Consider the following 21,631-nt stretch of genomic DNA (forward strand, 5'->3'; position numbering starts at 1 on the left):
CGCGCGGGCGAGGGGGAGAGGGCCGGGCGCCGCACGAGGGCTCGATAATTCGACGATCGACGTAGTACGGTGATTCTCGTAGTACGGTAAATCTCGTACGATGCTGTGGCCCGGGCGGACCGGGCCGCGGTGCCGCCCGTCGAATTCCGAAACCGGAGCCCCCTTGTGAGCGCACTGTTCGAGCCCTGCACCCTGCGGTCGCTGACCTTCCCGAACCGCATCTGGATGGCCCCCATGTGCCAGTACAGCGCGGACGCGTCCGGTCCCGACACCGGTGCGCCCAACGACTGGCACTTCGCCCACTACGCCTCCCGTGCCGTCGGCGGCACCGGACTCGTCCTCGTCGAGGCCACCGGTGTCAGTCCTGAGGGGCGGATCAGCGCCGCCGACCTCGGCATCTGGAACGACCGGCAGGTGGAGGCGTTCCAGCGTATCACTCGCTTCCTCACCGCACACGGCGCAGTCCCCGGAATCCAGCTCGCCCACGCGGGGCGCAAGGCGTCGACCGGCCGTCCCTGGCAGGGCGGGGGTCCCGTCCCCACCGACGCGCCGGAGGGCTGGCAGCCGGTCGCTCCGAGCGCCCTCGCCTACGACGAGCACTACACGGTTCCCACCGAGCTGTCCGCCGACGGCATCAAGGCGATCGTCCAGGAGTTCGCCGACGCCGCCCGCCGGGCGCTCGACGCCGGCTTCCAGGTCGCCGAGGTCCACGGGGCGCACGGCTACCTGATCGGTCAGTTCCTCTCCCCGGAGAGCAACCACCGCACCGACGAGTACGGCGGCTCCTTCGAGAACCGCACGCGCTTCGCCCTGGAGGTCGTGGACGCCGTGCGCGCCGTGTGGCCCGAGGAGCTCCCCGTCTTCTTCCGTATCTCCGCCACGGACTGGCTGACCGAGAATCCGGACGACCCGCGCGAGGGCTGGACCGCCGACGACACCGTCCGTCTCGCACGCGAACTGCTCGCCCACGGCGTGGACCTGCTCGACGTCTCGACCGGCGGACTCGCTCCCCGGGCGCTCATCCCCGTGGGGCCGGACTACCAGGTGCCCTTCGCCGAGCGGGTACGCAAGGAGACGGGCCTCCCGGTGGCCGCCGTCGGGCTGATCACCGACCCCGTGCAGGCCGAGAAGATCCTCACCGACGGCAGCGCGGACGCCGTCCTGCTCGGCCGCGAACTCCTGCGCGACCCCTACTTCGCCCGCAACGCCTCACGCGCGCTCGACGGCGACATCGAGCTGCCCGAACCGTACGGCTACGCCGTGTGACTCCGCGTCTGTCGGTACGCTGAGCGGCGATGCCGACTCCTCAGGGCCCCACGCTGCGCGAACTGGCCGTACAAGCGCTGTCCTCGACCATGCGCGGGTACGACCTGCTCGCCCCGAAGTTCGACCTGACGCCCTACCGGACGCCTGACCGGGTGCTGGACGCCGTCACCAACGCCGTCCGGCCGCTCGGCCCCTTCCGCAGGGGCCTGGACGTCTGCTGCGGAACCGGCGCGGGTGTGGGCGTCCTGCGTGAGCTGTGCCAGGAGCGGGTCACGGGTGTCGACTTCAGCGCGGGCATGCTCGGTGTCGCCCGGTCCGCGCATCCCGGTACCGCCGGAGCACCGCCGGTGGACTGGGTGCGGGCCGACGCCCGCGCGCTCCCTTTCGCCCCCGTCTTCGATCTCGCCCTGAGCTTCGGGGCGTTCGGCCACTTCCTGCCGGAGGAGCGCCCGGTCCTGTTCGACCAGGTGTTCTCCTCGCTGAGGCCGGGGGGAATGTTCGTCTTCCCGGTGGGCGCGCCGCCGGCGGTCGGCTCCCGGCCGTACTGGTCGCTGCTCGGCTTCGACGTGGCCATGCGGGTGCGCAACGCCCTGTGGCGCCCGCGGTTCGTCATGTACTACCGCACGTTCCCGCTCGCCGGGGTGGTGGACGACCTCGTACGCACCGGCTTCGAGGTGCGGCTGCTGCCCCTGGAGGAGCTCGGCCGCAGGCCCGACGGAAGCCCCCGCGCCCGGCTCGTGGTGGCGGCTCGTGGATAAAACTACGACATCTCTCGTACAATAGGGACCCCTGCAGGAAGTGGAGCCACCGTGACGTCGAACGCCGCTCGCGTGCTCGCCCATCCGGCGCGCGAGGAGATCCGCGTCGAGGGGGTGCTCCATGCCCTCTCGGACCCGGTCAGGCTCCGGATCGTGCGCCAGCTCGCGGGTGCGAGCGACGACCTGGCCTGCTCCCGCTTCGACCTGCCGGTCTCCAAGTCCACCACCACGCACCACTTCCGCGTTCTGCGCGAGAACGGCGTCATCACGCAGTTCTACCGGGGGACGGCCAAGCTGAGCTGTGTGCGGACGGAGGATCTGGACGCGCTCTTCCCGGGCCTGCTGGACAGCGTCCTCGGCGCGGCCGAGCTTCAGAGCGCGCGGGTCGACCAGGCCTGAGGCGGCACGCCACTGCCGCTCCGTCCCGGCCCCGCTACGCGCCCGGCCGCGGGCCTTCGCTGCGCGCCGCGCCGAGCAGCCCCGGCCAGTCCGGGATCTTCACCTGGCCTCGGCCGAGCGACCGGCCCAGCGCCGACTCCGCACGCTCGATCGACAGCCAGCCGTCCCACTCCACCGGCCGCAGCCCCTCGGCACGCAGGGCGGCCAGCGGATCGGGGGAGACCTCCCGGCCGACGAGCAGCGGCGCGTCCGCCAGCAGCGAGGCGGCCGTCTCCTTGGCGCACGACCTGTTCGAACCGATCACGCCGGTGGGCCCTCGCTTGATCCACCCGGCGACGTACTCCCCGAGGGACGTCGTACCGTCCCTGAGCACCCGGCCGCCCACGTGCGGCACCGTCCCGCGCGCCGGGTCGAAGGGCAGGCCGGGCAGTGGCGTCCCCCGGTAGCCCACCGCCCGCAGCACCAGCTGCGCCTCGATGTCCTCGTACGCCCCGGTGTCCCGTACGCCCCCCGCCCCGTCCGGGGCCGTCCGCGCGAAGCGCACCCCTGCCACCCGCCCCTCCCGCTCGAGCAGTTCGACCGGACGCAGGTAGAACCGCAGCCGGATGCGGCGGCGTTCCTCCTCGTCCGCGGGGGTGGGGGGCGGGGCCCCCGCCCAGCCCCGCAGTACGTCGAGATTGCGCCGGACCACGGCAGGCAGCGGGAGTGCACCAGGGGCGTCCGGGGGAGCGGCGCAGGCCGGATCGAGCGCGAGCTCCGCACCGTCCACGACGATGCGCGCCCCCGGCAGGGCGCCGAGCTCGCGCAGTTCCTTGGTGGTGAACCGGGCCTGCGAGGGCCCGCGCCGGCCCACCATGTGCACCTCGCGCACGTGGCTCGCCCCGAGTGCGTCGAGCGCCGCGCGCGGTACGTCGGTGCCCCGCAGCTCCGCCGCGCCGCGGGCCAGGATCCGCGCCACGTCCACTGCCACGTTGCCCACGCCCACCACCACGGCGGAGCGCGCGCGGAGCGCGAAACCGGCGGTGGCCGCGTCCGGATGGGCGCTGTACCAGGAGACGAACTCGGTGGCGGAGAAGCTGCCGGGCAGCCCCTCGCCGGGCACCGCGAGCGGCCGGTCGGCCGCCGCTCCGACGCAGTAGACCACCGCGTGGTAGAGCTCCTTCAGGCGCGCCGGTGACAGCCCGCCCTCGCCCCCCACCTCGACATGACCGACGAAGGTGATCCGCTCGTCCTCCAGGACCGCCCGGAGACTGCTCTGCAGCGACTTGATCTTCCCGTGGTCGGGCGCCACCCCGTAACGCACCAGACCGTACGGGGTGGGGAGCCGGTCCAGCACATGCACGCGCACGTCAGGCACCCCTGACTGCTCCAGCAGGGCCTGGGCGGTGTAGACCCCGCTGGGACCCGAACCGACGACGGCGACACGGAGCACGGCGCACCTCTTCCCGCGGATGACTCCAGCATGGCACCGCAGTGCGGACGCGGGGAGGAGCGCGGCCCCGGCAAGCAGGTGAGGTCTCTCAGGTCAGCAGCCCGCGCATCCGGTCGATCTCGACGGTCTGCTGGGCGACGACGTCGTTGGCCATCTCCTCCACCAGGACGTTGTTCCCGTCCGCCAGAGCCTCGGTCGCCATGGTCACCGCGCCCTGGTGGTGGGTGATCATCAGTTCGAGGAAGAGCGTGTCGAAGGCCTTGCCGCGGGCGGCACGCAGCTGCTCGATCTGCTTGTCGGTCGCCATGCCGGGCATCGCGGAATGGTCGTGCGTCTCCTCGCGCTCGTCCCCTCCGTTGTTCTTCAGCCAGCCCTCCATGGCGCCTATCTCGGGCTTCTGACTCGCCGAGATGCGCTCCGCCAGCCGTTCGACGGACGAGGAGGCCGCGCGGTCGGGGACGAGCGCGGTGAGCACGAGCGCCTGTTCGTGGTGCTCGATCATCATCCGGGTGTAACGGAAGTCGGCGGAGTTGGGCGTGTCGTCGCCGACCGCCTTCGCGGCCTCCTCGGCCGACAGGGTCCGGGCCGGTTCACCGGGCTTCCCGGGCGCCACGATCGAAGGCCCCTTGTCCGCCCCGGCCTTCGCGCCGTCGTCACCGCTGCCCGCGTCACAGCCGCCCAGCGCGAGGACAGCGGCGGCGAGCGCGGCCGCGAGAAGGGCTGCGCGTACGTGTGCGGTCCGACGATGGATCAACACAACTACCTCCATGGCCACATGAGTGTGTCGCAGACCGTCCTAACAGCTTCCACCGGCCGATGATCAAAAACTTTTATTACGTCTCTGTTGCCATCTGTTGGTGTGTACATGAGAGGGACGATACTGCCGGGGTCCAAGAACCGTTCGTCGACGGACGGATACAAGGGAGGACGCAGTGACCTCGTTGCACACCACCAGCGTGCGGCGCAGACGTCTGGGTGTGGCGGCAGCCGCGGCCGGGCTCATCGCCACGCTGTTCACGGCAGGACCCGCAGCCGCGACGCCGGACCCGGGCGACACCGCCACCACCCGCAGCGGTGTTTCCGTGAGCGAGCAGGCCGAAGCACGCGCCGCCATCGAGAGCGGTGAGATACCCGGCGTGGACGAGATCGTCCACAGCGCCAACATCGAGCACGTGACGAACATCCCCAAGGACGCGCTCCAGGGGCTCAACACGGACCTGGCCTTCCAGGGAACCTACGCCTACGCCGGAAACTACGACGGCTTCCGGATCTTCGACATCCGCGACCCGAAGAAGCCGAGGACCGTCGCGCAGGTCCTGTGCCCGGGCTCGCAGAACGACATCTCGGTCTCCGGAAACCTGCTGTTCCTGTCGACCGACTCCTCACGCAGCGACAACTCCTGTGCCAGCACCACCCAGCCGGCCACGGAGAAGTCCTCCTGGGAGGGCATGAAGGTCTTCGACATCAGCGACAAGCGCAACCCGAAGTACGTCGCCGCCGTCGAGACCGCCTGTGGTTCACACACCCACACGATCATTCCGGACCGCAAGAACGTCTACGTCTACGTCTCGTCGTACTCGCCCAACGAGACGTTCCCGGACTGCCAGCCGCCGCACGACGGCATCTCCGTCATCAAGGTGCCGCGCAGCGCTCCCGAGGACTCCCGGATCGTCAACTTCCCGGTCCTGTTCCCGGACGGCGGCAACCCCGGTGCCCCGGCCAACCCCGGTGTCTCGAAGACCACCGGATGCCACGACATCACCGTCCTGCCGTCGAAGGACCTGGCAGCCGGGGCGTGCATGGGTGACGGCCTGCTCTTCTCCATCAAGGACCCGGAGAACCCGAAGATCATCGACCGGGTCCAGGACAACGTGAACTTCGCGTTCTGGCACTCCGCGACCTTCAACCAGCGCGCCGACAAGGTCGTGTTCACCGACGAGCTCGGCGGCGGTGGCGCGGCGACCTGCAACGACGCGATAGGCCCGAACCGCGGTGCCGACGGCGTCTACGACATCACGGGCAAGGGCGACAACCGCAAGCTCGTCTTCCGCAGCTACTTCAAGATCGACCGTCCGCAGGCGGACACCGAGGTGTGCGTCGCGCACAACGGCTCGATCATCCCGGTCAAGGGCCGCGACCTGATGGTCCAGGCCTGGTACCAGGGCGGTGTCTCCGTCTGGGACTTCACCGACTCCTCGAAGCCGAAGGAGATCGCGTACTTCGAGCGCGGTCCCGTCTCGACGGCCGCTGTCACCACGGCCGGCCCGTGGTCGGCGTACTACTACAACGGCTACATCTACTCCAACGACATCGCCAAGGGGTTCGACGTCCTGAAGATCGACGACCGGCGGACCGACCCGGCGAAGAAGGTGCGGCTGAAGGAGCTCAACGTCCAGACGCAGCCGGACTACTTCGACCGCTGATCCACCGCTCACCTAGCTCGTGACGACAGTGCCCCGCCGGGCGGATCCCGCCCGGCGGGGCACGTCTATCCGATTGACCCGTGGGCGGCACGGGGACATGCTGTACCTCTGATTCCGGCGATGCGGGGGATCGCCGGAATCAGAGGTACAGCCGTGTGCCGCGAGCCGGGCTCAGGCGGCCGGCCGCACGCTCGTGCCCGCGGCGGTGGCCCACTCCACCAGCAGACGCTGATACCGCGTCTCCTCGTCCGGGGACAGCAGACCGCCCGAACGCTGCCACAGGTCGCGAATCTCTTCGTTGACGACGGAAGCGGGGCGCACGGTGCCGGACGTGTTCGGATACGGGGACATGTGCACCAAACTAAACCCCCTGCGGTGGTCCGGTCTCCCTCAGGGACAGGGACATCCCTCACACCGCCCACCGGAATTCTTCACGCACCGCGCCTGGGCCGCGCCTCTCCCACGCGCTCCACGAGGCCGAGCGACCTGAGCCCGTCCGGCCGGTCCGCCACCGGCAGATGGTCCACGAAACGCACCTCACAGCCCACAGCGCCCGCACCGGCGTCCGCATGCCGGTCGTCGCCGACCATCACCACATCCACGGGATCGTGCCCCAGCAGCTCGCAGGCCATGAGGAACAGCCGTGGATCGGGCTTCTGGACCCCGTGCTCGCAGGACAGGACGTACGCGTCGACCAGTTCGTCCAGGCCGTGCGCGCGGAAGACGGGACGCAGGTCCCAGCCGATGTTGCTGACCACACCTATCGCCGCGCCGTTGTGACGCAGCCCTCGCAGCACCTCGGCCGCGTCGGGGTACGGCTGCCAGGCATCCGGGTCCATATGACGTTCGTACAGCGCGTCGTAGAGGCCGGGGTCCGGCAACGCGACCCGGCGGGCCGCATCGGTGTACGCCTGCCTGTGCAGCAGCGCGCTGCGGTCGCGAACCGCCCACGCGGCGGCCAGGGAGGCGGGCACCTCCTGCGGGGCCGGACCTCCTGGGAGTGCTCCGGCGGCCGTCAGCAGACGCACGTGACGCTCGAAGTCGTCCGGTGAAACCGGGATACCCCGGGCGTCCAGGACAGCCCGCAGCCACGCCGTGACGGACTCGATCCGGAAGAGCGTCCCGGAGAAGTCGAAAAGTACACCCCTGATCGGCATGGGACCGATCGTCGTGGCTCCGGCCGGGCCCTACAAGGGCGCGTCCGTGCCGCCGGGCGCACGCCTGCCCGTGTACGCGGTGTACGCGGCGACGGAGAACGCCACCACGGCGCCTCCCAACAGCACTCCGCCCAGCACGTCGGTCATCCAGTGCACGCCCAGGTAGAGGCGCGTCAGGGCGACCCCGGCCACGGAGACCAGCGCGAGCGCCAGTGAGCCCCACCACACCGGGGCCTGCGCGCCGTGCAGGCGCAGCAGCCACATCAGGAGCCCGCAGGTCACCGCCGCCGTCATGGCGTGGCCCGAAGGGAAGGCGGCGTAGTTCGCCGAGTCGACCGGATCGGGCCACCGCGGACGCTCCCGTCCCACGGCGGCCTTGAGGCCCTGCTGCAGGAGCGTGGCGAACAGGCTGGTCGCGGCGACCCACCCGGCGAGCAGACGGGCACCGCGCCACCACAGCACGGCCGCGGTCACGGCGGTCAGGGCCCGCATCGTCCAGGGGTCCCACACCCAGTCCGTGAGCACCCGGTTGACGTGGACCAGCCCCGGTTCGTGCACGGCGTCGCGGTGCAGCGCGTCGGCCAGCCCGCTGTCGAGCGACATCAGGGGCGACCAGCGCACCGCGACCAGGACGAGCAGGACGACGGACAGGGCGGCGCAGACGAGACCCGTCAGGAGGAAGGGTGCTCGGGCGCGCGGGGCTCGGGAGGGGGAGTGCATGCGGATGATCCTCGCGGACGACCCGCACGGGACGTCAACCCAGGGCGCTGAGTCCCGGGACGAACGCCACCAGTAGCGGAACGACGGGTACCAGCGCGGCGGCGGCCGTCAGGCGCAGGCGCCGGCCGGCGGTGAGCCGTTCACCCGGCGCGAGAAGGCGGTTCACCCTGAGCGGCACCTGTGCGCCAGGAGTGGGGCACGGACCGAAAACGCCCCGGTCCTCGTTGAGTTCGACCAGGGCGAGAGCGATCGTGAGGCGGCCGAAGCGGCGTGAAGCCACGTCGTCGGCGGCCAGTTCGACGAGACGGTGCATCTCGTCGCGGAACGCCGCGAACACGGGAACCTGCGGGAAACCGGACGCCAGCGCGCCCGAGCAGTGCAGGAGCCAGTCGTGGCGGGCCTGCGCGTGCCCCTGTTCGTGCGCCAGCACGGCATCGAGCTGACGCCCCTTCAGCCGCCCGAGCGCCGCGGTGGTGATGACCAGCTGAGGGGCCGCGCCCGGCAGCCACCACGCGTCCGGGCGCTCGCCCTCCAGCACCACGAGGCGGCCACTGCCGGGTTCCTCGCCGGGCATCAGCGGGGAACGCACGAGCAGTTCACGCCGTCGCAGCCTGCGGCGGCGCCGGGCCCGGTGGATCTCCCGCACGAGCATGGCGGCGGTCCACACCCCGCCGAGCGCCAGCAGCACCGCGATGACCGCCGACCACGGTCCGTACGCGCCCAGGGCGTAGGCCTCGACCACGGCATGCGGTGCGGGCGCGAAGACGTGGCCGCGCACCGCCTGCCAGGCGGCCGCCGCGCTGAGGGTCATGGAGAGCCCGAACGACAGCAGGACCCCTGCCACCACGCACTGCCACACCCAGAGGGCCACCACCGGCTCGCGCTCCGGCCACCGGGCCCTCGCCATCAGGCTCGGGGCCGCCACAGCGGCCATGGCGCCGAGCAGCAGCAGCGCGAGGGAGACCAACATGGCGTCAGCCTATGAGCGCCGCACAGTTCACCGATATGGCCACGCACGCCAAGTGACGTACGCCACGGTCCGGCGGGCCAGTTGTCTCACAGGGTGAGCAGCATGGCGAACATGGCCATCCCCATCGTCAGCCTGCACGCCAGGGCCATCTCGGGACGCGCCCCCCAGGCCGCGCGTCCCGCGCCGCCGAGAGTTGCCCCGCCGGCCGTCACGCCGGCCGGGCCGGCTGCCGGTATGAGACGTCCGGCCGAGCGCAGGACGTAGACGGCGTAATAGACCAGCAGGGCGCCGGTGAGAGCGGGGACGCCGCCGGCGGACCCGGCAGCACCCGCTCCGTGAGACAGGTGGGCTCCTGCGTGTGCCGCCCCGGGAGCCATCGCCACCGCCATGTAGACCATGGCGAGCGAGCCGACCAGGTGGTGCCAGTGGTGGCCACCGCCCCTGGACGCCTGGACCAGTGCGTGCAGTGAGGCGCCGCCGAAGACGAGCGCGTACACCGCCCAGGTCCACTCGGGAGGCCTGAGCAGGGCTGCGGGCACCGCCATCGCGGCCATCCCGAAGCCCATCACGGCCTCCGCGCGTGCCGCGCGACGCTCCCTCTCAGGTCCGTCGCGGGTCCGCAGGAGGCAGTACGCCCCCGTGATCCCGCACAACACCATGAGCAGCCAGCCGGACAGCGCCGGTCCGTGCACGGTGCACCCCCCTACGACGAATGACGCCGGTGTCGTCCCATCGATGCCCCGATCCGTCTGCGCCTACCGGGGCGCATTGGGGTACTGGGGGAGCGCGACAGGGCCTGCGGGGGGCGGCCGGGGGCCGCGTTAGTCTCGGACAGCACCGTCGGCAGCACACCTGGCACACCTACCGGAGAACGCCACATGGACATCGCACCGGCCTCGGCCCGGGTACACCTGACCTTCCGCGACGCGACCGAGGCGGATGTCCCGGTCCTCGTGGGGCTCGTCGAGTCCGCCTACCGAGGCGACGCGAGCCGGGCCGGGTGGACCACCGAGGCGGACATCCTCCAGGGGCAGCGGACGGACGCGGCGGGGGTGCGCGAGGTGCTCGCGACCCCCTCCGGGCGGGTCCTCGTCGCCGAGCGGGACGGCGAGCCGGTCGCCTGCTGCCAGCTCGAACACCGGGGGGACGCCGCGTACTTCGGCATGTTCGCGGTCAGGCCGGAGCTGCAGGGGGCCGGTCTGGGCAAGGTGATCATCGCCGAGGCGGAGCGCACCGCACGCGCGGACTGGGGGGCCCGGCAGATGCACATGACGGTGATCTCGGTCCGCGAGGAGCTGATCGCCTGGTACGAGCGCCGGGGCTACCGCCGCACGGGAGAGCTGACGCCCTTCCCGTACGGCGACGAGCGCTTCGGGATCCCGCAGCGCGACGACCTCGCGTTCGAGCTGCTGGTGAAGGACCTGTAGGGCACCGCCGACGGGAGCCGCTCCCGACGGCGGTGCCGCCGCGGCCGCGGGGGCCTTCAGTCGTGAAGCAGCCCGCGGGGGCCTTCAGGCCGTGAAGCGGCCCGCCCGGCGGATCTCCGGATGGTCGGTCGTCGCGCCGTCCAGGCCGAGGGCGCGCGCGAGACGCAGGTGGTCCTGCGTGTTCACCACCCAGCCGAGCACCTTCAGGCTCTCGGCGTGCGCCTGCTCGACCACCTCCAGGGTGAGCCGGCGGATGTTGAGCGCGAGCGTCGCCGCACCGACCGCCTTCGCGCGTTCCACCACGTCGCCCTCCCAGCGGCTGGCGATGAGCACCGTCCGCACACCCGGAACCAGCTGCGCGATCTCGGCGACCGCCTCGTCGTGGAACGAGGACACCTCGACGCGGCCGACCAGATCGCGCCGCAGCATGACCTCGGCCAGCGCCCGGGCCGCGGCGACGTCCTTGATCTCGGCCTGGAGAGGGGAGCCGATCGCGTCGAGGACCTCCTCGAAGACGGGCACGCGCTCGCCCTGTCCGGCGTCGAGCTCACGCAGCTCCGCCAAGGTCTTCTCCGAGATGAGTCCCCGGCCGTTCGTCGTGCGCTCGACGTCGGCGTCGTGCATGACGGCGAGCGCGCCGTCCTTGCTCAGATGCAGATCCAGCTCGACGGCGTCCATGCCGGCCTGCTCGGCGCGCGCGAACGAGCGCAGCGTGTTCTCCGGCTCGACACCCATGACCCCGCGATGTCCGATGGTGAGAAAAGTCAAGGCACTCCCGCTTCCGTCCGTCGTTCTCGCCCCGCGTGCGGCTTCTGCCCCCAGGGAAGCAGTTCCCGCGCGCCGGGCCGAGCCTGCGCCGCCAGCCCGGCGGAAGAAGTTGTCGCATGGATGTGTGACAGGAAAAATAACGGTGACCATGGGGGGATGGCAGGATAATTTTCTGTCCCCCACTTGTCCGAAGGAGCCGTGCATGGATACGGTTGCTTGACGCGAGGTTCTCCCGTGAAGGAAGTGTTATGACGGAAATTCTTGAGCATGCGACCGCCACCGGCGCGATAGCTGCTGCCCAGCGGGTCGTGGAGCATCCGGCCTGGCCCTCGCTCAAGAGTGCCGTCGAAGAGTTCCGCCCCTGGCAGTCCAAGGACGGCTCCATCGACTTCACGGCCGAGGGCGCTCCCACCGCCGCCGCGGCCGGGGCCGTCATCACGCGCGTGATCTCGGCGGTCGAGCAGCTTTCCCCGCTGCTCCCGCACGACGACGCCTACCACCGCGCGCTCGTCGCGGATCTGCGCCGCTGGGCCGCCGACGGCTTCGGCGTCCCGGACTTCCTGGACTCCCTGCTCGCCTTCCAGCCCGCCCGGAACCGCGCCGACGGCCTCCAGCACCTGGTCGTCTTCGCGATGTACACCCAGAACGGCAATCCGGACCGGAACCTCGAAGCGGTCGTGCTGCGGATGGTCTGGCCCGAGTGGCTCGCCGACCTGGAAGCGACGCGCTACGACAACCCGCTGTTCTGCGGCATCACCTTCGAGGACTTCACCTCGGGTTACGACACCAATTCGGCCGTCCTCTTCCCCGAGACGATCGCCGTGCGCGAGGCGCCTGAGCGCTTCAGCTGGGGCGGGATCTTCTGCGACCGTGAGGCCGCGCGCTTCCGCCGCGTGACCGAGGCCTCCGTCGATCTGCTGGGCGTCGATCTGCCCGACGACATCCGTGAGATGATCGGCGACCAGGAGCGCTGCGAACAGGCCTTCGTGCTCTGGGACATGGTCCACGACCGCACCCACAGCCACGGTGACCTGCCGTTCGACCCCTTCATGATCAAGCAGCGCCAGCCGTTCTGGATGTACGGGCTCGAGGAGCTGCGCTGCGACCTCACCGCCTTCAAGGAGGCCGTGAAACTGGAGGCCGACGGCTTCGGCCAGGGCCGCGACGTGCAGTTCGCGGTGCTCTTCGACCGCATGTTCCGCTTCCCCGTCACCGGTGAGCGTGTACGGAACTACGACGGTCTCGGCGGTCAGCTCCTCTTCGCCTACCTCCACAAGCACGACGTCGTCCGCTGGACCGACAACACGCTCAGGATCGACTGGGAGCGTGCCCCGCAGGTCACCAACCAGCTCTGCGGAGAGATCGAGAAGCTCTACCGCGACGGCATCGACCGCCCCAAGCTCGTGCACTGGTTCGCGGCGTACGACCTGGTCGCGACCTATCTCGCACCCCACCCCGGCTCCCGCTGGGCCAAGGGCCCGGAGGCCCTGGACCTGAATCAACCGCCCCGCAAGCTCGTCGACGACGTGCTTCCGGACGAGTTTCCCCTGAGCATGTTCTATGAGGCGCTCTCGAAGAAACTGAAGCATGTGATCGCCTCCACCAAGGGGATCACTGCGGCGGATGCCGGGCGGGCAGCTGCGTGAGCGCGGGTTCTGAGGAGGCGGTGGCGATGAACGGAACAAGCAGTGCCGACAGCGGTGCGCTCGACGGTGCGGTGATCGCGGTGGCCGGAGCGGCGGGGCCTGCGGGCCGTGCCACCTTGCTCAGGCTCGCCGAGGCGGGCGCGACCGTGGTCGCCTCCGACGCCAATCCCGAGCGGCTCGTCGAAGCGGTCGACGCGGCGCGGTACGCCCACGGGGGAGCGACCGTCACCGGTGACACGGTGGACCTGCTCGATCTGGCGGCCACCCGGGACTGGGTCGTCAAGACCGAGAAGGAGTTCGGCCGCATCGACGGCCTGGTCCACCTGGTGGGCGGCTGGCGCGGCAGCGCGGGCTTCGCGGACACCAGCCTCGCCGACTGGGACTTCCTCGAGAAGCTGCTGATCCGCACCGTCCAGTCCACCTCGCTGGCGTTCCAGGAGGTCCTCCAGCGCAGCGACCGGGGCCGCTACCTGCTGATCAGCGCGGCCGGGGCGAGCAGCCCCACGGCGGGCAACGCCGCGTACGCGGCCTCCAAGGCCGCCGCGGAGGCCTGGACCCTCGCCCTCGCGGACTCCTTCCGCAAGGCAGGGGGCGACGCGGGCCCGACGGCGGCTGCTGCGATCCTGGTCGTCAAGGCACTGGTGCACGACGCGATGCGCGCCGAGCGCCCGAATGCGAAGTTCGCGGGCTTCACGGACGTCCAGGAGCTGGCCGAGGCCATCGCCGGAGTCTGGGACGAGCCCGCCGGAGAAGTGAACGGAAAGCGTCTGTGGCTGACCCCGCAACCGTAAAGACCGATGCGCGACGTCATCACGATCCGCAGGTGCGCGGCTTCGCGAGCGACAACTACGCCGGCGCGCACCCTGAGGTTCTCGCGGCCCTCGCCCTCGCCAACGGGGGCCACCAGGTCTCCTACGGCGAGGACGACTACACCGGGCACCTCCAGCGGGTCATGCACAGCCACTTCGGTCCCACGGCCGAGGCCTTCCCGGTCTTCAACGGGACGGGGGCCAACGTCGTCGCCCTCCAGGCGCTGACCGACCGCTGGGGCGCGGTGATCTGCGCCGAGTCCGCGCACATCAACGTGGACGAGGGCGGGGCGCCGGAGCGGATGGGCGGGCTGAAGCTGCTCACCGTTCCGACACCGGACGGCAAGCTGACGCCGGAGCTCATCGACCGCCAGGCGTACGGCTGGGACGACGAGCACCGTGCGATGCCGCAGGTCGTCTCGATCACCCAGAACACCGAGCTCGGCACCGTCTACACGCCCGCCGAGATCCGTGAGATCTGCGACCACGCCCACGAGCGCGGCATGAAGGTGCACCTCGACGGTGCCCGCATAGCCAACGCCGCCGCGTCGCTGGACGTGCCGATGCGCACGTTCACCAACACCGTCGGCGTCGACGTCCTCTCGTTCGGCGGCACCAAGAACGGAGCGCTCTTCGGCGAGGCCGTCGTAGTCCTGAACCCGGACTCCGTCCGGGCGATGAAGCATCTGCGCAAGCTGTCGATGCAGCTCGCCTCCAAGATGCGCTTCGTCTCGGTCCAGCTCGAGGCACTGCTCGCGCGTGACCTCTGGCTGCGCAACGCCCGCCACTCCAACGCCATGGCACAGCGTCTGGCCGAGGGGGTGCGCGCGGTGGACGGCGTGGAGATCCTCTATCCCGTGCAGGCCAATGCCGTCTTCGCCCGGCTGCCCCACGAGGTGTCGGAGCGCCTGCAGAAGCGCTTCCGCTTCTACTTCTGGGACGAGACGGCCGGAGACGTCCGCTGGATGTGCGCCTTCGACACCCGCGAGGAGGACGTGGACGCCTTCGTGCTGGCGGTCAAGGAGGAGATGGCCAGGCAGTAGCGGCACGGACGAGCGGCCGACCGGTCCATCCGGTCGGCCGCTCGTCCGTGTTCACCTGTCCGGGGCGGGGTGGCACCCGGTAACCCGCCGGGCCGCCGGGCGGGCTCGTTTCCGCAGGGCGGCCCGGCGGGGACGAGCCCGGCGGCCCGGCGTCCTGCACGACCCGGCGTGACGTTCTCCCCGCCGCACTCGGCGAAGGTCAGCCGTTCTCGCGTACCTCGGCCGGAGTGGGAGCCGTACCGCCGAGGTGGGCCGGGACCCACCAGGTGTCGCTCGCGTCCTTCGGGCGCACCGGATAGGCGCGCTGCGCCGCCTCGAGCAGCTCCTGGACGCGCTCGCGGAGCCGGCGGGTGATCGCGCCCGCGTACTGGTCCGTGGGAGCCTCCACGGCCTCACCCACGCGGATCGTGATCGGGGTGTGGCTCCGCCGGAAGTTGCGCGGGCGGCCCTTGGTCCACAGACGCTGGGTACCCCACAGCGCCATCGGGATCAGCGGTACGCCGGCCTCCTGGGCCAGCCGCGCGGCGCCCGACTTGAAGCTCTTGAGGGTGAAGGACTGCGAGATGGTCGCCTCGGGGAACACACCGACGATCTCTCCCGCGCGCAACGACGCCAGTGCGTGGGCGTACGCGTCCTCGCCCTGGTTGCGGTCGACGGGGATGTGCTTCATTCCGCGCATGAGCGGTCCGGACACCTTGTGCCGGAACACCGACTCCTTGGCCATGAAGCGGACGAGCCGCTTCTGGGGCAGGGCGCCGAGTCCGGTGAAGATGAAGTCCAGATAGCTGATGTGGTTGCTGACCAGAACCGCGCCACCAGTCTTCGGGATGTGCTCCGAACCCTGGGTGTCGATCTTCAGGTCGAGCGCCTTGAACAGCGTGCGCGCGGCGCCGATGACCGGCCTGTAGACGAGTTCTGCCATCTGGGTGAAGACCCTTCTTCAATGCCTGGGGAGGGTTCTCCCGGCGGAAGTTACGCAGCCGTAGGTTTTCGGCATTGGGGCGATCGTGCCCCATGTGTGACGCCGTGGCCAGCCCCAAAGGCCCCGGGGCGAGAGATTCTCGTCACGTGAATCCTCCGGGAATGTAATGCGGACGCACGGTGCTGACCCATTGCGCGGAGCTGTGAGGAGGAGACAGGGATGGACGGGCAGACTGCTGCCGGGACGCTCGACGCCGCCCAACTCGGCGCGGAACTGGGGGAACGGGCCACTTTGGTGCAGTTCTCGAGCGCCTTCTGCCAGCCCTGCCGAGCCACCCGGCGGACACTCGCCGAGGTGGCCGGGATGGTCGGCGGCGTCGCCCACGTCGAGATCGACGCCGAGGCGCATCTCACCCTCGTGCGCCGGCTCGGCATCACCCGGACCCCCACGGTGCTGGTGCTCGACGCGCAGGGCCGCATCGTCCGCCGCGCGGCCGGGCAGCCGCGCACGGCGGATGTCGTCGCGGCACTGGGGCAGGCGATGTGACGGACCGTGACGCTTCTCCCACATGACGGGACGCACTTGACTGTGTACGACACGCATCGTCAGTCTGGCGCTGTGCCGCCAGAACTCCTTCTCTTCGGCCGGGTCCACGTCGACCTCGTGCGCTACGCGAGTGCGTGCTGTCCGGGTGTCTGAAGTACCCGCTGACCTGTACGCCCTCTCGCAGAAGGATGTCTCCATGACGGCCTCTCCCGATCTCGGCATCGCCCGGACGGCTGCCCCCGAACTCCTCCGCTCCGTCTTCAGGCAGCACGCCGCCGGTGTCGCCGTGATCACCGCGGCAGGCGCGAAGCCGGTCGGTTTCACCGCGACCTCTCTCAACTCCGTGGCCGCCGAGCCGCCCCTCATCTCCTTCGGGGTGGGCACCTCGTCCTCGAGCTGGCCCGTGATCGCGGAGGCGGAGCACGTGGGCGTGCACATACTCGGCGAGCACCAGCAGGAGCTCGCCGCGACGTTCGCCCGCAGCGGCGCCGACCGGTTCGGCCCGTCCACCGACTGGCGCAGTGGCCCCGAGGGCGTGCCGTTGCTCGCCGGGGTGGTCGCCTGGCTGGTCTGCCGGGTGGTGGCCAGGGTTCCGGCGGGGGACCACCGCATCGTGATCGCCGAGGTGGTGGCCGGGGACCCGGCGCAGGAGGGCCGGCCGCTGGTCTACCACCAGGGCCGTTTCACGGCTCTGCGAGACTGAGGGCGAGCAAGGCGGTACCGGAGCGCAGTCCGTTGGCTACGTCACAGTTCCAAGCGCTTGCTTATGGGTAACGTACTGGGTGTACTGGCGAGTAATATTTCACCGGGAGCTCGGTCGCCCCGACCGGAAACCGCCCGATAAGGCGCCTATGCTGCGTGCAACAAGGCAGCCCAGAAATGACGATGCAGTAGGAGAGCCGGCGTGAGCTTGAGGATCGTTGTCTGTGTGAAGTACGTGCCCGACGCCACCGGCGACCGGCACTTCGCCGATGACCTGACCCTGGACCGTGACGACGTCGACGGTCTGCTGTCGGAGCTCGACGAGTACGCGGTCGAGCAGGCGCTGCAGATCGCCGACGAGGCGGACGACGCGGAGATCACCGTGCTCACGGTGGGTCCCGAGGACGCCAAGGACGCGCTGCGCAAGGCGCTGTCGATGGGCGCCGACAAGGCCGTCCACGTCGAGGACGACGACCTGCACGGCACCGACGTCATCGGCACCTCGCTGGTGCTGGCCAAGGCCGTCGAGAAGACCGGTTACGACCTGGTCATCTGCGGCATGGCGTCGACCGACGGCACCATGGGTGTGCTGCCGGCGCTGCTCGCGGAGCGCCTCGGCGTCCCGCAGGTCACGCTGCTCTCCGAGGTCTCGGTCGAGGACGGCACGGTCAAGGGCCGTCGCGACGGCGACTCCGCGAGCGAGCAGCTCGAGGCGTCCCTCCCGGCCGTGGTCTCCGTGACCGACCAGTCGGGCGAGGCTCGCTACCCGTCGTTCAAGGGCATCATGGCGGCCAAGAAGAAGCCGGTGGAGTCCCTGGACCTGGAGGACCTGGAGATCGAGGCGGACGAGGTCGGCCTGGGCGGTTCCTGGACCGCGGTCGACTCGGCGGCAGAGCGTCCGGCCCGTACGGCGGGCACGATCGTCAAGGACGAGGGCGAGGGCGGCAAGCAGCTGGCCGAGTTCCTTGCGGGCCAGAAGTTCATCTGAGCCCCGGCCGTCCCTTCCACCGCCCCGCACTCCCTCGCACGCAGGAGATTGAAGTCCCATGGCTGAAGTTCTCGTCTATGTCGACCACGTGGACGGTGCCGTCCGCAAGCCCACGCTGGAGCTGCTGACGCTCGCCCGCCGCATCGGCGAGCCCGTCGCGGTGGCGCTGGGCAACGGTGCCGCCGACACCGCCGCCGCGCTCGCCGAGCACGGCGCGGTCAAGGTGCTCACCGCCGACGCACCCGAGTTCGCCGACTACCTCGTCGTCCCCAAGGTCGACGCGCTCCAGGCCGCGTACGACGCGGTCTCCCCGGCCGCGGTGCTGCTGCCGTCCTCGGCCGAGGCCAAGGAGATCGCCGCCCGCCTCGCGCTGCGCATCGGTTCCGGCATCATCACCGACGCCGTCGACCTCGAGGCCGGTGACCAGGGCCCGGTCGCCACGCAGTCGGCGTTCGCCGCCTCGTACACCACCAAGTCCCGTGTCTCCAAGGGCACTCCGGTCATCACGGTCAAGCCGAACTCGGCCGCCGTCGAGGCCGCCCCGGCCGCGGGCGCCGTCGAGGCCCTCTCGGTCTCCTTCTCGGCCACGGCCACCGGCACCAAGGTCCTCTCCCGCACCCCGCGTGAGTCGACCGGCCGTCCGGAGCTGACCGAGGCCGCGATCGTCGTCTCCGGCGGCCGTGGCGTCAACGGTGCGGAGAACTTCGCGATCATCGAGGCCCTCGCCGACTCGCTCGGTGCCGCCGTCGGCGCCTCGCGTGCCGCCGTCGACGCCGGCTGGTACCCGCACACCAACCAGGTGGGCCAGACCGGCAAGTCGGTCTCCCCGCAGCTGTACATCGCCTCCGGTATCTCGGGCGCGATCCAGCACCGCGCCGGCATGCAGACCTCGAAGACCATCGTCGCGGTCAACAAGGACGCCGAAGCCCCGATCTTCGACCTCGTCGACTACGGCGTCGTCGGCGACCTCTTCGACGTCGTCCCGCAGCTCACGGACGAGGTCAAGTCCCGCAAGGGCTGACCGCGTCCAGGGCATCGCCCGAACGACGGCCCGGGGCCGCGTGGTGTTCTCACCGCGCGGCCCCGGGCCGTTTCCGATCACCATTGACGCACGACCAGGCACCTTATAACTTCACTATGCGGATGAAAGATTCCGACAAGCGGAAAATTGCCGAATGTATGGAGGGTACGGTCATGGGTCAGCAGGAGAAGGTGGCGACGAGCCTCGCCGGCACGGTCGGCGCGGAGATCGGCGCCTCCCTCGCGCCGGTGGACGCCGAACTCGCCCGCCGCTACCCGGGAGACCCGGGCACCCGCCAGCCCGTCCACACCGTGTACGTACCCGCCGACACCTTCGCCGCCACCACTCTCCGGACCTGGGGTGACCAGGCCGTCGAGGCCCTCGACGAGCACGCCCCCGACGCCGCGGCACTCGCCGGCGTCCTCGGCATCCCGCAGGAGCTCGCCGAGCCCGTCCACGACCGTGTACGGGCGAAGCTGGAGCGTGAGCCGGTCGAGGACCTGCGCATCGACTTCGAGGACGGCTACGGGTCGCGCCCCGACGCCGAGGAGGACGCCGCCGCGGCCCGTGCCGCGCGTCTGGTCGCCGAGGCGTACGCCGACGGGACTGCGGCTCCGTACATGGGCATCCGGATGAAGTGCATGGAAGCCGCCGTGCGCGACCGGGGCATCCGCACCACGGACATCTTCCTCACCGGCCTGATGCGGGCGGGCGGCCTGCCGGACGGTCTCGTCCTGACGCTGCCCAAGGTGACGTACCCCGAGCAGGTCGCCGCCTTCGTGCGGCTGCTCGAGGCCTTCGAGGAGACCCACGCCCTGCCGGCCGGGCGCCTCGGCTTCGAGATCCAGATCGAGACCAGCCAGTCCATCCTGGCCGCCGACGGCACCGCCGCGGTGGCCCGCATGATCGACGCCGCACGTGGCCGGGCGACCGGACTGCACTACGGGACCTTCGACTACAGCGCCTGTGTCGGTGTCAGCCCCGCCTACCAGGCCAGTGACCACCCCGCCGCCGACCACGCCAAGGCCGTGATGCAGGTCGCGGCGGCCGGCACGGGCGTACGCGTCTGCGACGGCTCGACCAACGTGCTCCCGGTCGGTCCCGCCCAGCAGGTGCACGACGCGTGGCGCCTGCACTACGGGCTCACCCGGCGCGCCCTGGCCCGCGCCTACTACCAGGGATGGGACATGCACCCGCGCCATCTGCCCACCCGCTACGCCGCCGTCTACACCTTCTACCGCGAAGGGCTTGCGCAGGCCGCGTCCCGGCTCGCCGCCTACGTCGCCAAGGCGGGCGGAGACGTCATGGACGAACCCGCCACCGCGAAGGCCCTCAGCGGCTACCTGCTCCGCGGGATCGACTGCGGAGCACTGGACGCCGACGAGGTCACCGGTCTCACCGGCCTGACCCGTGCGGACCTGGACGGCTTCGCCTCGCCGCGCCGCGGCGGGCTCACCGTGACGGCGCCGTAGGGCCTACGGCGCGGGCGGCAGTTCCCCGGAGCCGCGGGGGATGAGCCGGGTCGGGAGCTCCACCCTGGCAGGCGGGTGAGCGGCGCCGTCGAGGCGGCGGAACAGGTGTTCCGCCGCCGTCCGGCCCACGGCGGCGGCGTCCTGGGAGATCACCGTGATGCCGAGCAGGTCGGCCAGCTCGATGTCGTCGAAGCCGACCAGGGCGATCCGGCGGTCGCACTCGGCGAGGACCCGTACCGCGGTGACCGTCACCCGGTTGTTGCCCGCGAAGACCGCGGTCACCGGCTCGGGGCCCGCCAACATGGTCTCGACGGCCGACCTGACCCTGGCGGGGTCGGTCGGGCCGAGGGAGATCCAGGCGTCCTCGACCTCGATGCCGGCGTCGGTCAGGGCCGCGTGGTAGCCGCGCAGTCGTTCCGTCGCGGTGTGGATACGGGGCTGGTCGCCGACGAAGCCGATCCTGCGGTGGCCGTGCGCGATCAGGTGGGCGACTCCGGCCCGCGCCCCGCCGAAGCTGTCCGACAGAACCATGTCGGCGTCGACCCGGCCCGCCGGACGGTCGACGAACACGGTGGCGATGCCCGCCTTCATCTCGGGCTCCAGGTAGCGGTGGTCGTCGCCGGCCGGGATCACGATGAGGCCGTCGACCCGCCGGGCGCAGAGGGCGAGGACGAGCTCCTGCTCGCGCTCGGGATCCTCGGCGCTGGAGCCGTTGATCAGCAGGGCCCCGTGGGCACGGGCCACCTCCTCCACGGCACGGCTCAGCGGACCGTAGAAGGGGTCCGCGAGATCCTCCAGGACGAGGCCGATGGACGCGGTGCGGCCCTTGCGCAGGACGCGCGCGCTGTCGTTGCGGCGGAAGCCGAGTGCCTCGATCGCCTCCTGGACGCGGCGCTCGGTGTCAGGGGTGACCCCGGGCTCGCTGTTCACCACCCGGGAGACCGTCTTGAGGCCCACACCGGCACGGGCCGCGACATCCTTCATGGTCGGCCTGTTGCCGTAGCGGGTCTCGGAATGACGGGCGGTCTCGGCCACGGTGCGCTGTCCTGTCGTCGGGAACGGGTGATTCCGGCCGTCCCCGTGGTACCGGGGGAGGGGCCGGTTGCTGTGGCGTCGAGCATAGGCCCTGGACAACGTTGTCAAGAGAATGGAGACTGGGTGG

24 protein-coding genes are annotated in these 21,631 nt (G+C 70.8%); 14 read left to right on the forward strand and 10 right to left on the reverse strand.

All coding sequences use genetic code 11. The features are described 5' to 3' along the window. The first annotated feature begins 165 nt into the window (after positions 1-165). The 3 genes from ACFYQ6_RS21940 to ACFYQ6_RS21950 are packed head-to-tail and all read left to right on the forward strand — an operon-like array spanning position 166 to position 2,423. Positions 166-1,266: an NADH:flavin oxidoreductase/NADH oxidase gene (locus ACFYQ6_RS21940; protein WP_388764421.1), complete on the forward strand. Its 1,101-nt coding sequence runs from the start codon at positions 166-168 to the stop codon at positions 1,264-1,266. 29 nt (positions 1,267-1,295) lie between these two features. Continuing rightward, the gene (locus ACFYQ6_RS21945) at positions 1,296-2,024 is read left to right on the forward strand and encodes a class I SAM-dependent methyltransferase (RefSeq protein WP_388764423.1); all 729 of its coding nucleotides are present in this window, start codon (positions 1,296-1,298) and stop codon (positions 2,022-2,024) included. A 51-nt stretch (positions 2,025-2,075) separates the two neighbouring features. Further along, the gene (locus ACFYQ6_RS21950) at positions 2,076-2,423 is read left to right on the forward strand and encodes a helix-turn-helix transcriptional regulator (RefSeq protein WP_361582840.1); all 348 of its coding nucleotides are present in this window, start codon (positions 2,076-2,078) and stop codon (positions 2,421-2,423) included. A gap of 34 nt (positions 2,424-2,457) precedes the next feature. Here ACFYQ6_RS21950 and ACFYQ6_RS21955 read toward each other — a convergent pair whose 3' ends face one another. Further along, positions 2,458-3,855, reverse strand: a complete 1,398-nt coding sequence (locus ACFYQ6_RS21955; protein WP_388764425.1) for an FAD-dependent oxidoreductase — start codon at positions 3,853-3,855, stop codon at positions 2,458-2,460. An 88-nt stretch (positions 3,856-3,943) separates the two neighbouring features. Next, positions 3,944-4,624 (reverse strand): DUF305 domain-containing protein, encoded by a 681-nt coding sequence (locus ACFYQ6_RS21960; RefSeq protein WP_388764427.1) that lies wholly within the window; start codon positions 4,622-4,624, stop codon positions 3,944-3,946. A gap of 163 nt (positions 4,625-4,787) precedes the next feature. Between ACFYQ6_RS21960 and ACFYQ6_RS21965 the strand changes: the two genes are divergently transcribed. Next, a complete protein-coding gene (locus ACFYQ6_RS21965) occupies positions 4,788-6,278 on the forward strand; it encodes a hypothetical protein (protein ID WP_361582831.1) in 1,491 nt (496 codons plus the stop codon). 171 nt (positions 6,279-6,449) lie between these two features. Here ACFYQ6_RS21965 and ACFYQ6_RS21970 read toward each other — a convergent pair whose 3' ends face one another. The 5 genes from ACFYQ6_RS21970 to ACFYQ6_RS21990 form a co-directional block, all read right to left on the reverse strand. Continuing rightward, positions 6,450-6,629: a hypothetical protein gene (locus ACFYQ6_RS21970; RefSeq protein ID WP_361582829.1), complete on the reverse strand. Its 180-nt coding sequence runs from the start codon at positions 6,627-6,629 to the stop codon at positions 6,450-6,452. Positions 6,630-6,709: 80 nt separating this feature from the next. Then, on the reverse strand, positions 6,710-7,435 hold the full coding sequence (locus tag ACFYQ6_RS21975) for an HAD-IA family hydrolase (RefSeq protein WP_361582827.1): 726 nt from the start codon (positions 7,433-7,435) through the stop codon (positions 6,710-6,712). A gap of 30 nt (positions 7,436-7,465) precedes the next feature. Further along, complete coding sequence (locus ACFYQ6_RS21980; protein ID WP_361582824.1) at positions 7,466-8,155, reverse strand: phosphatase PAP2 family protein; 690 nt, start codon at positions 8,153-8,155, stop codon at positions 7,466-7,468. A 34-nt stretch (positions 8,156-8,189) separates the two neighbouring features. Beyond that, complete coding sequence (locus ACFYQ6_RS21985) at positions 8,190-9,125, reverse strand: M56 family metallopeptidase (RefSeq protein ID WP_361582821.1); 936 nt, start codon at positions 9,123-9,125, stop codon at positions 8,190-8,192. Between the two features lie 86 nt (positions 9,126-9,211). Further along, positions 9,212-9,817, reverse strand: a complete 606-nt coding sequence (locus tag ACFYQ6_RS21990) for a DUF5134 domain-containing protein (protein ID WP_361582818.1) — start codon at positions 9,815-9,817, stop codon at positions 9,212-9,214. Between the two features lie 186 nt (positions 9,818-10,003). Here ACFYQ6_RS21990 and ACFYQ6_RS21995 point away from each other — a divergent pair, with 186 nt between their 5' ends. Next, positions 10,004-10,552, forward strand: coding sequence for a GNAT family N-acetyltransferase (locus ACFYQ6_RS21995; RefSeq protein ID WP_361582815.1), 549 nt, complete (start codon positions 10,004-10,006; stop codon positions 10,550-10,552). An 84-nt stretch (positions 10,553-10,636) separates the two neighbouring features. Here the strand turns inward: ACFYQ6_RS21995 and ACFYQ6_RS22000 are convergent, their stop codons facing one another. After that, positions 10,637-11,287 carry a glycerophosphodiester phosphodiesterase family protein gene (locus ACFYQ6_RS22000; protein WP_361582907.1) on the reverse strand — a complete coding sequence of 217 codons (651 nt, stop codon included), beginning with the start codon at positions 11,285-11,287 and terminating at the stop codon, positions 10,637-10,639. A gap of 281 nt (positions 11,288-11,568) precedes the next feature. On the opposite strand from ACFYQ6_RS22000, the gene ACFYQ6_RS22005 reads away from it, so the two are divergent. From ACFYQ6_RS22005 to ACFYQ6_RS22015, 3 genes are read left to right on the forward strand one after another with little or no spacing between them, the layout of a single operon-like run. Next, positions 11,569-12,966, forward strand: coding sequence for a DUF6421 family protein (locus ACFYQ6_RS22005; RefSeq protein WP_388764431.1), 1,398 nt, complete (start codon positions 11,569-11,571; stop codon positions 12,964-12,966). 26 nt (positions 12,967-12,992) lie between these two features. After that, entirely contained in the window at positions 12,993-13,757 is a 765-nt protein-coding gene (locus tag ACFYQ6_RS22010; protein WP_361582809.1) for an SDR family oxidoreductase, read from the forward strand. After that, positions 13,736-14,818, forward strand: a complete 1,083-nt coding sequence (locus ACFYQ6_RS22015) for a low specificity L-threonine aldolase (RefSeq protein ID WP_361582806.1) — start codon at positions 13,736-13,738, stop codon at positions 14,816-14,818. Before ACFYQ6_RS22010 ends, ACFYQ6_RS22015 begins: the two co-directional genes overlap by 22 nt. A gap of 199 nt (positions 14,819-15,017) precedes the next feature. On the opposite strand, the gene ACFYQ6_RS22020 is transcribed toward ACFYQ6_RS22015, so the two are convergent. Further along, positions 15,018-15,740, reverse strand: coding sequence for a lysophospholipid acyltransferase family protein (locus tag ACFYQ6_RS22020; protein ID WP_361582803.1), 723 nt, complete (start codon positions 15,738-15,740; stop codon positions 15,018-15,020). A gap of 219 nt (positions 15,741-15,959) precedes the next feature. Here ACFYQ6_RS22020 and ACFYQ6_RS22025 point away from each other — a divergent pair, with 219 nt between their 5' ends. The 6 genes from ACFYQ6_RS22025 (at position 15,960) to ACFYQ6_RS22050 (ending at position 20,469) form a co-directional block, all read left to right on the forward strand. Further along, entirely contained in the window at positions 15,960-16,286 is a 327-nt protein-coding gene (locus ACFYQ6_RS22025) for a thioredoxin family protein (RefSeq protein ID WP_361582800.1), read from the forward strand. 72 nt (positions 16,287-16,358) lie between these two features. After that, the gene (locus tag ACFYQ6_RS22030; RefSeq protein WP_388764546.1) at positions 16,359-16,439 is read left to right on the forward strand and encodes a putative leader peptide; all 81 of its coding nucleotides are present in this window, start codon (positions 16,359-16,361) and stop codon (positions 16,437-16,439) included. Between the two features lie 43 nt (positions 16,440-16,482). Next, positions 16,483-16,989 carry a flavin reductase family protein gene (locus ACFYQ6_RS22035; RefSeq protein WP_361582794.1) on the forward strand — a complete coding sequence of 169 codons (507 nt, stop codon included), beginning with the start codon at positions 16,483-16,485 and terminating at the stop codon, positions 16,987-16,989. Positions 16,990-17,190: 201 nt separating this feature from the next. Continuing rightward, positions 17,191-17,976, forward strand: a complete 786-nt coding sequence (locus ACFYQ6_RS22040) for an electron transfer flavoprotein subunit beta/FixA family protein (RefSeq protein WP_031096812.1) — start codon at positions 17,191-17,193, stop codon at positions 17,974-17,976. Between the two features lie 58 nt (positions 17,977-18,034). Next, positions 18,035-18,997, forward strand: a complete 963-nt coding sequence (locus ACFYQ6_RS22045) for an electron transfer flavoprotein subunit alpha/FixB family protein (RefSeq protein WP_356745787.1) — start codon at positions 18,035-18,037, stop codon at positions 18,995-18,997. 173 nt (positions 18,998-19,170) lie between these two features. Beyond that, positions 19,171-20,469, forward strand: coding sequence for a DUF6986 family protein (locus ACFYQ6_RS22050; RefSeq protein ID WP_361582790.1), 1,299 nt, complete (start codon positions 19,171-19,173; stop codon positions 20,467-20,469). Positions 20,470-20,472: 3 nt separating this feature from the next. Here the strand turns inward: ACFYQ6_RS22050 and ACFYQ6_RS22055 are convergent, their stop codons facing one another. After that, positions 20,473-21,504, reverse strand: a complete 1,032-nt coding sequence (locus ACFYQ6_RS22055; RefSeq protein ID WP_361582787.1) for a LacI family DNA-binding transcriptional regulator — start codon at positions 21,502-21,504, stop codon at positions 20,473-20,475. Positions 21,505-21,631 lie beyond the last annotated feature (127 nt).

The sequence above is a fragment of the Streptomyces sp. NPDC005494 genome (assembly GCF_042872025.1).
Lineage (GTDB): Bacteria > Actinomycetota > Actinomycetes > Streptomycetales > Streptomycetaceae > Streptomyces.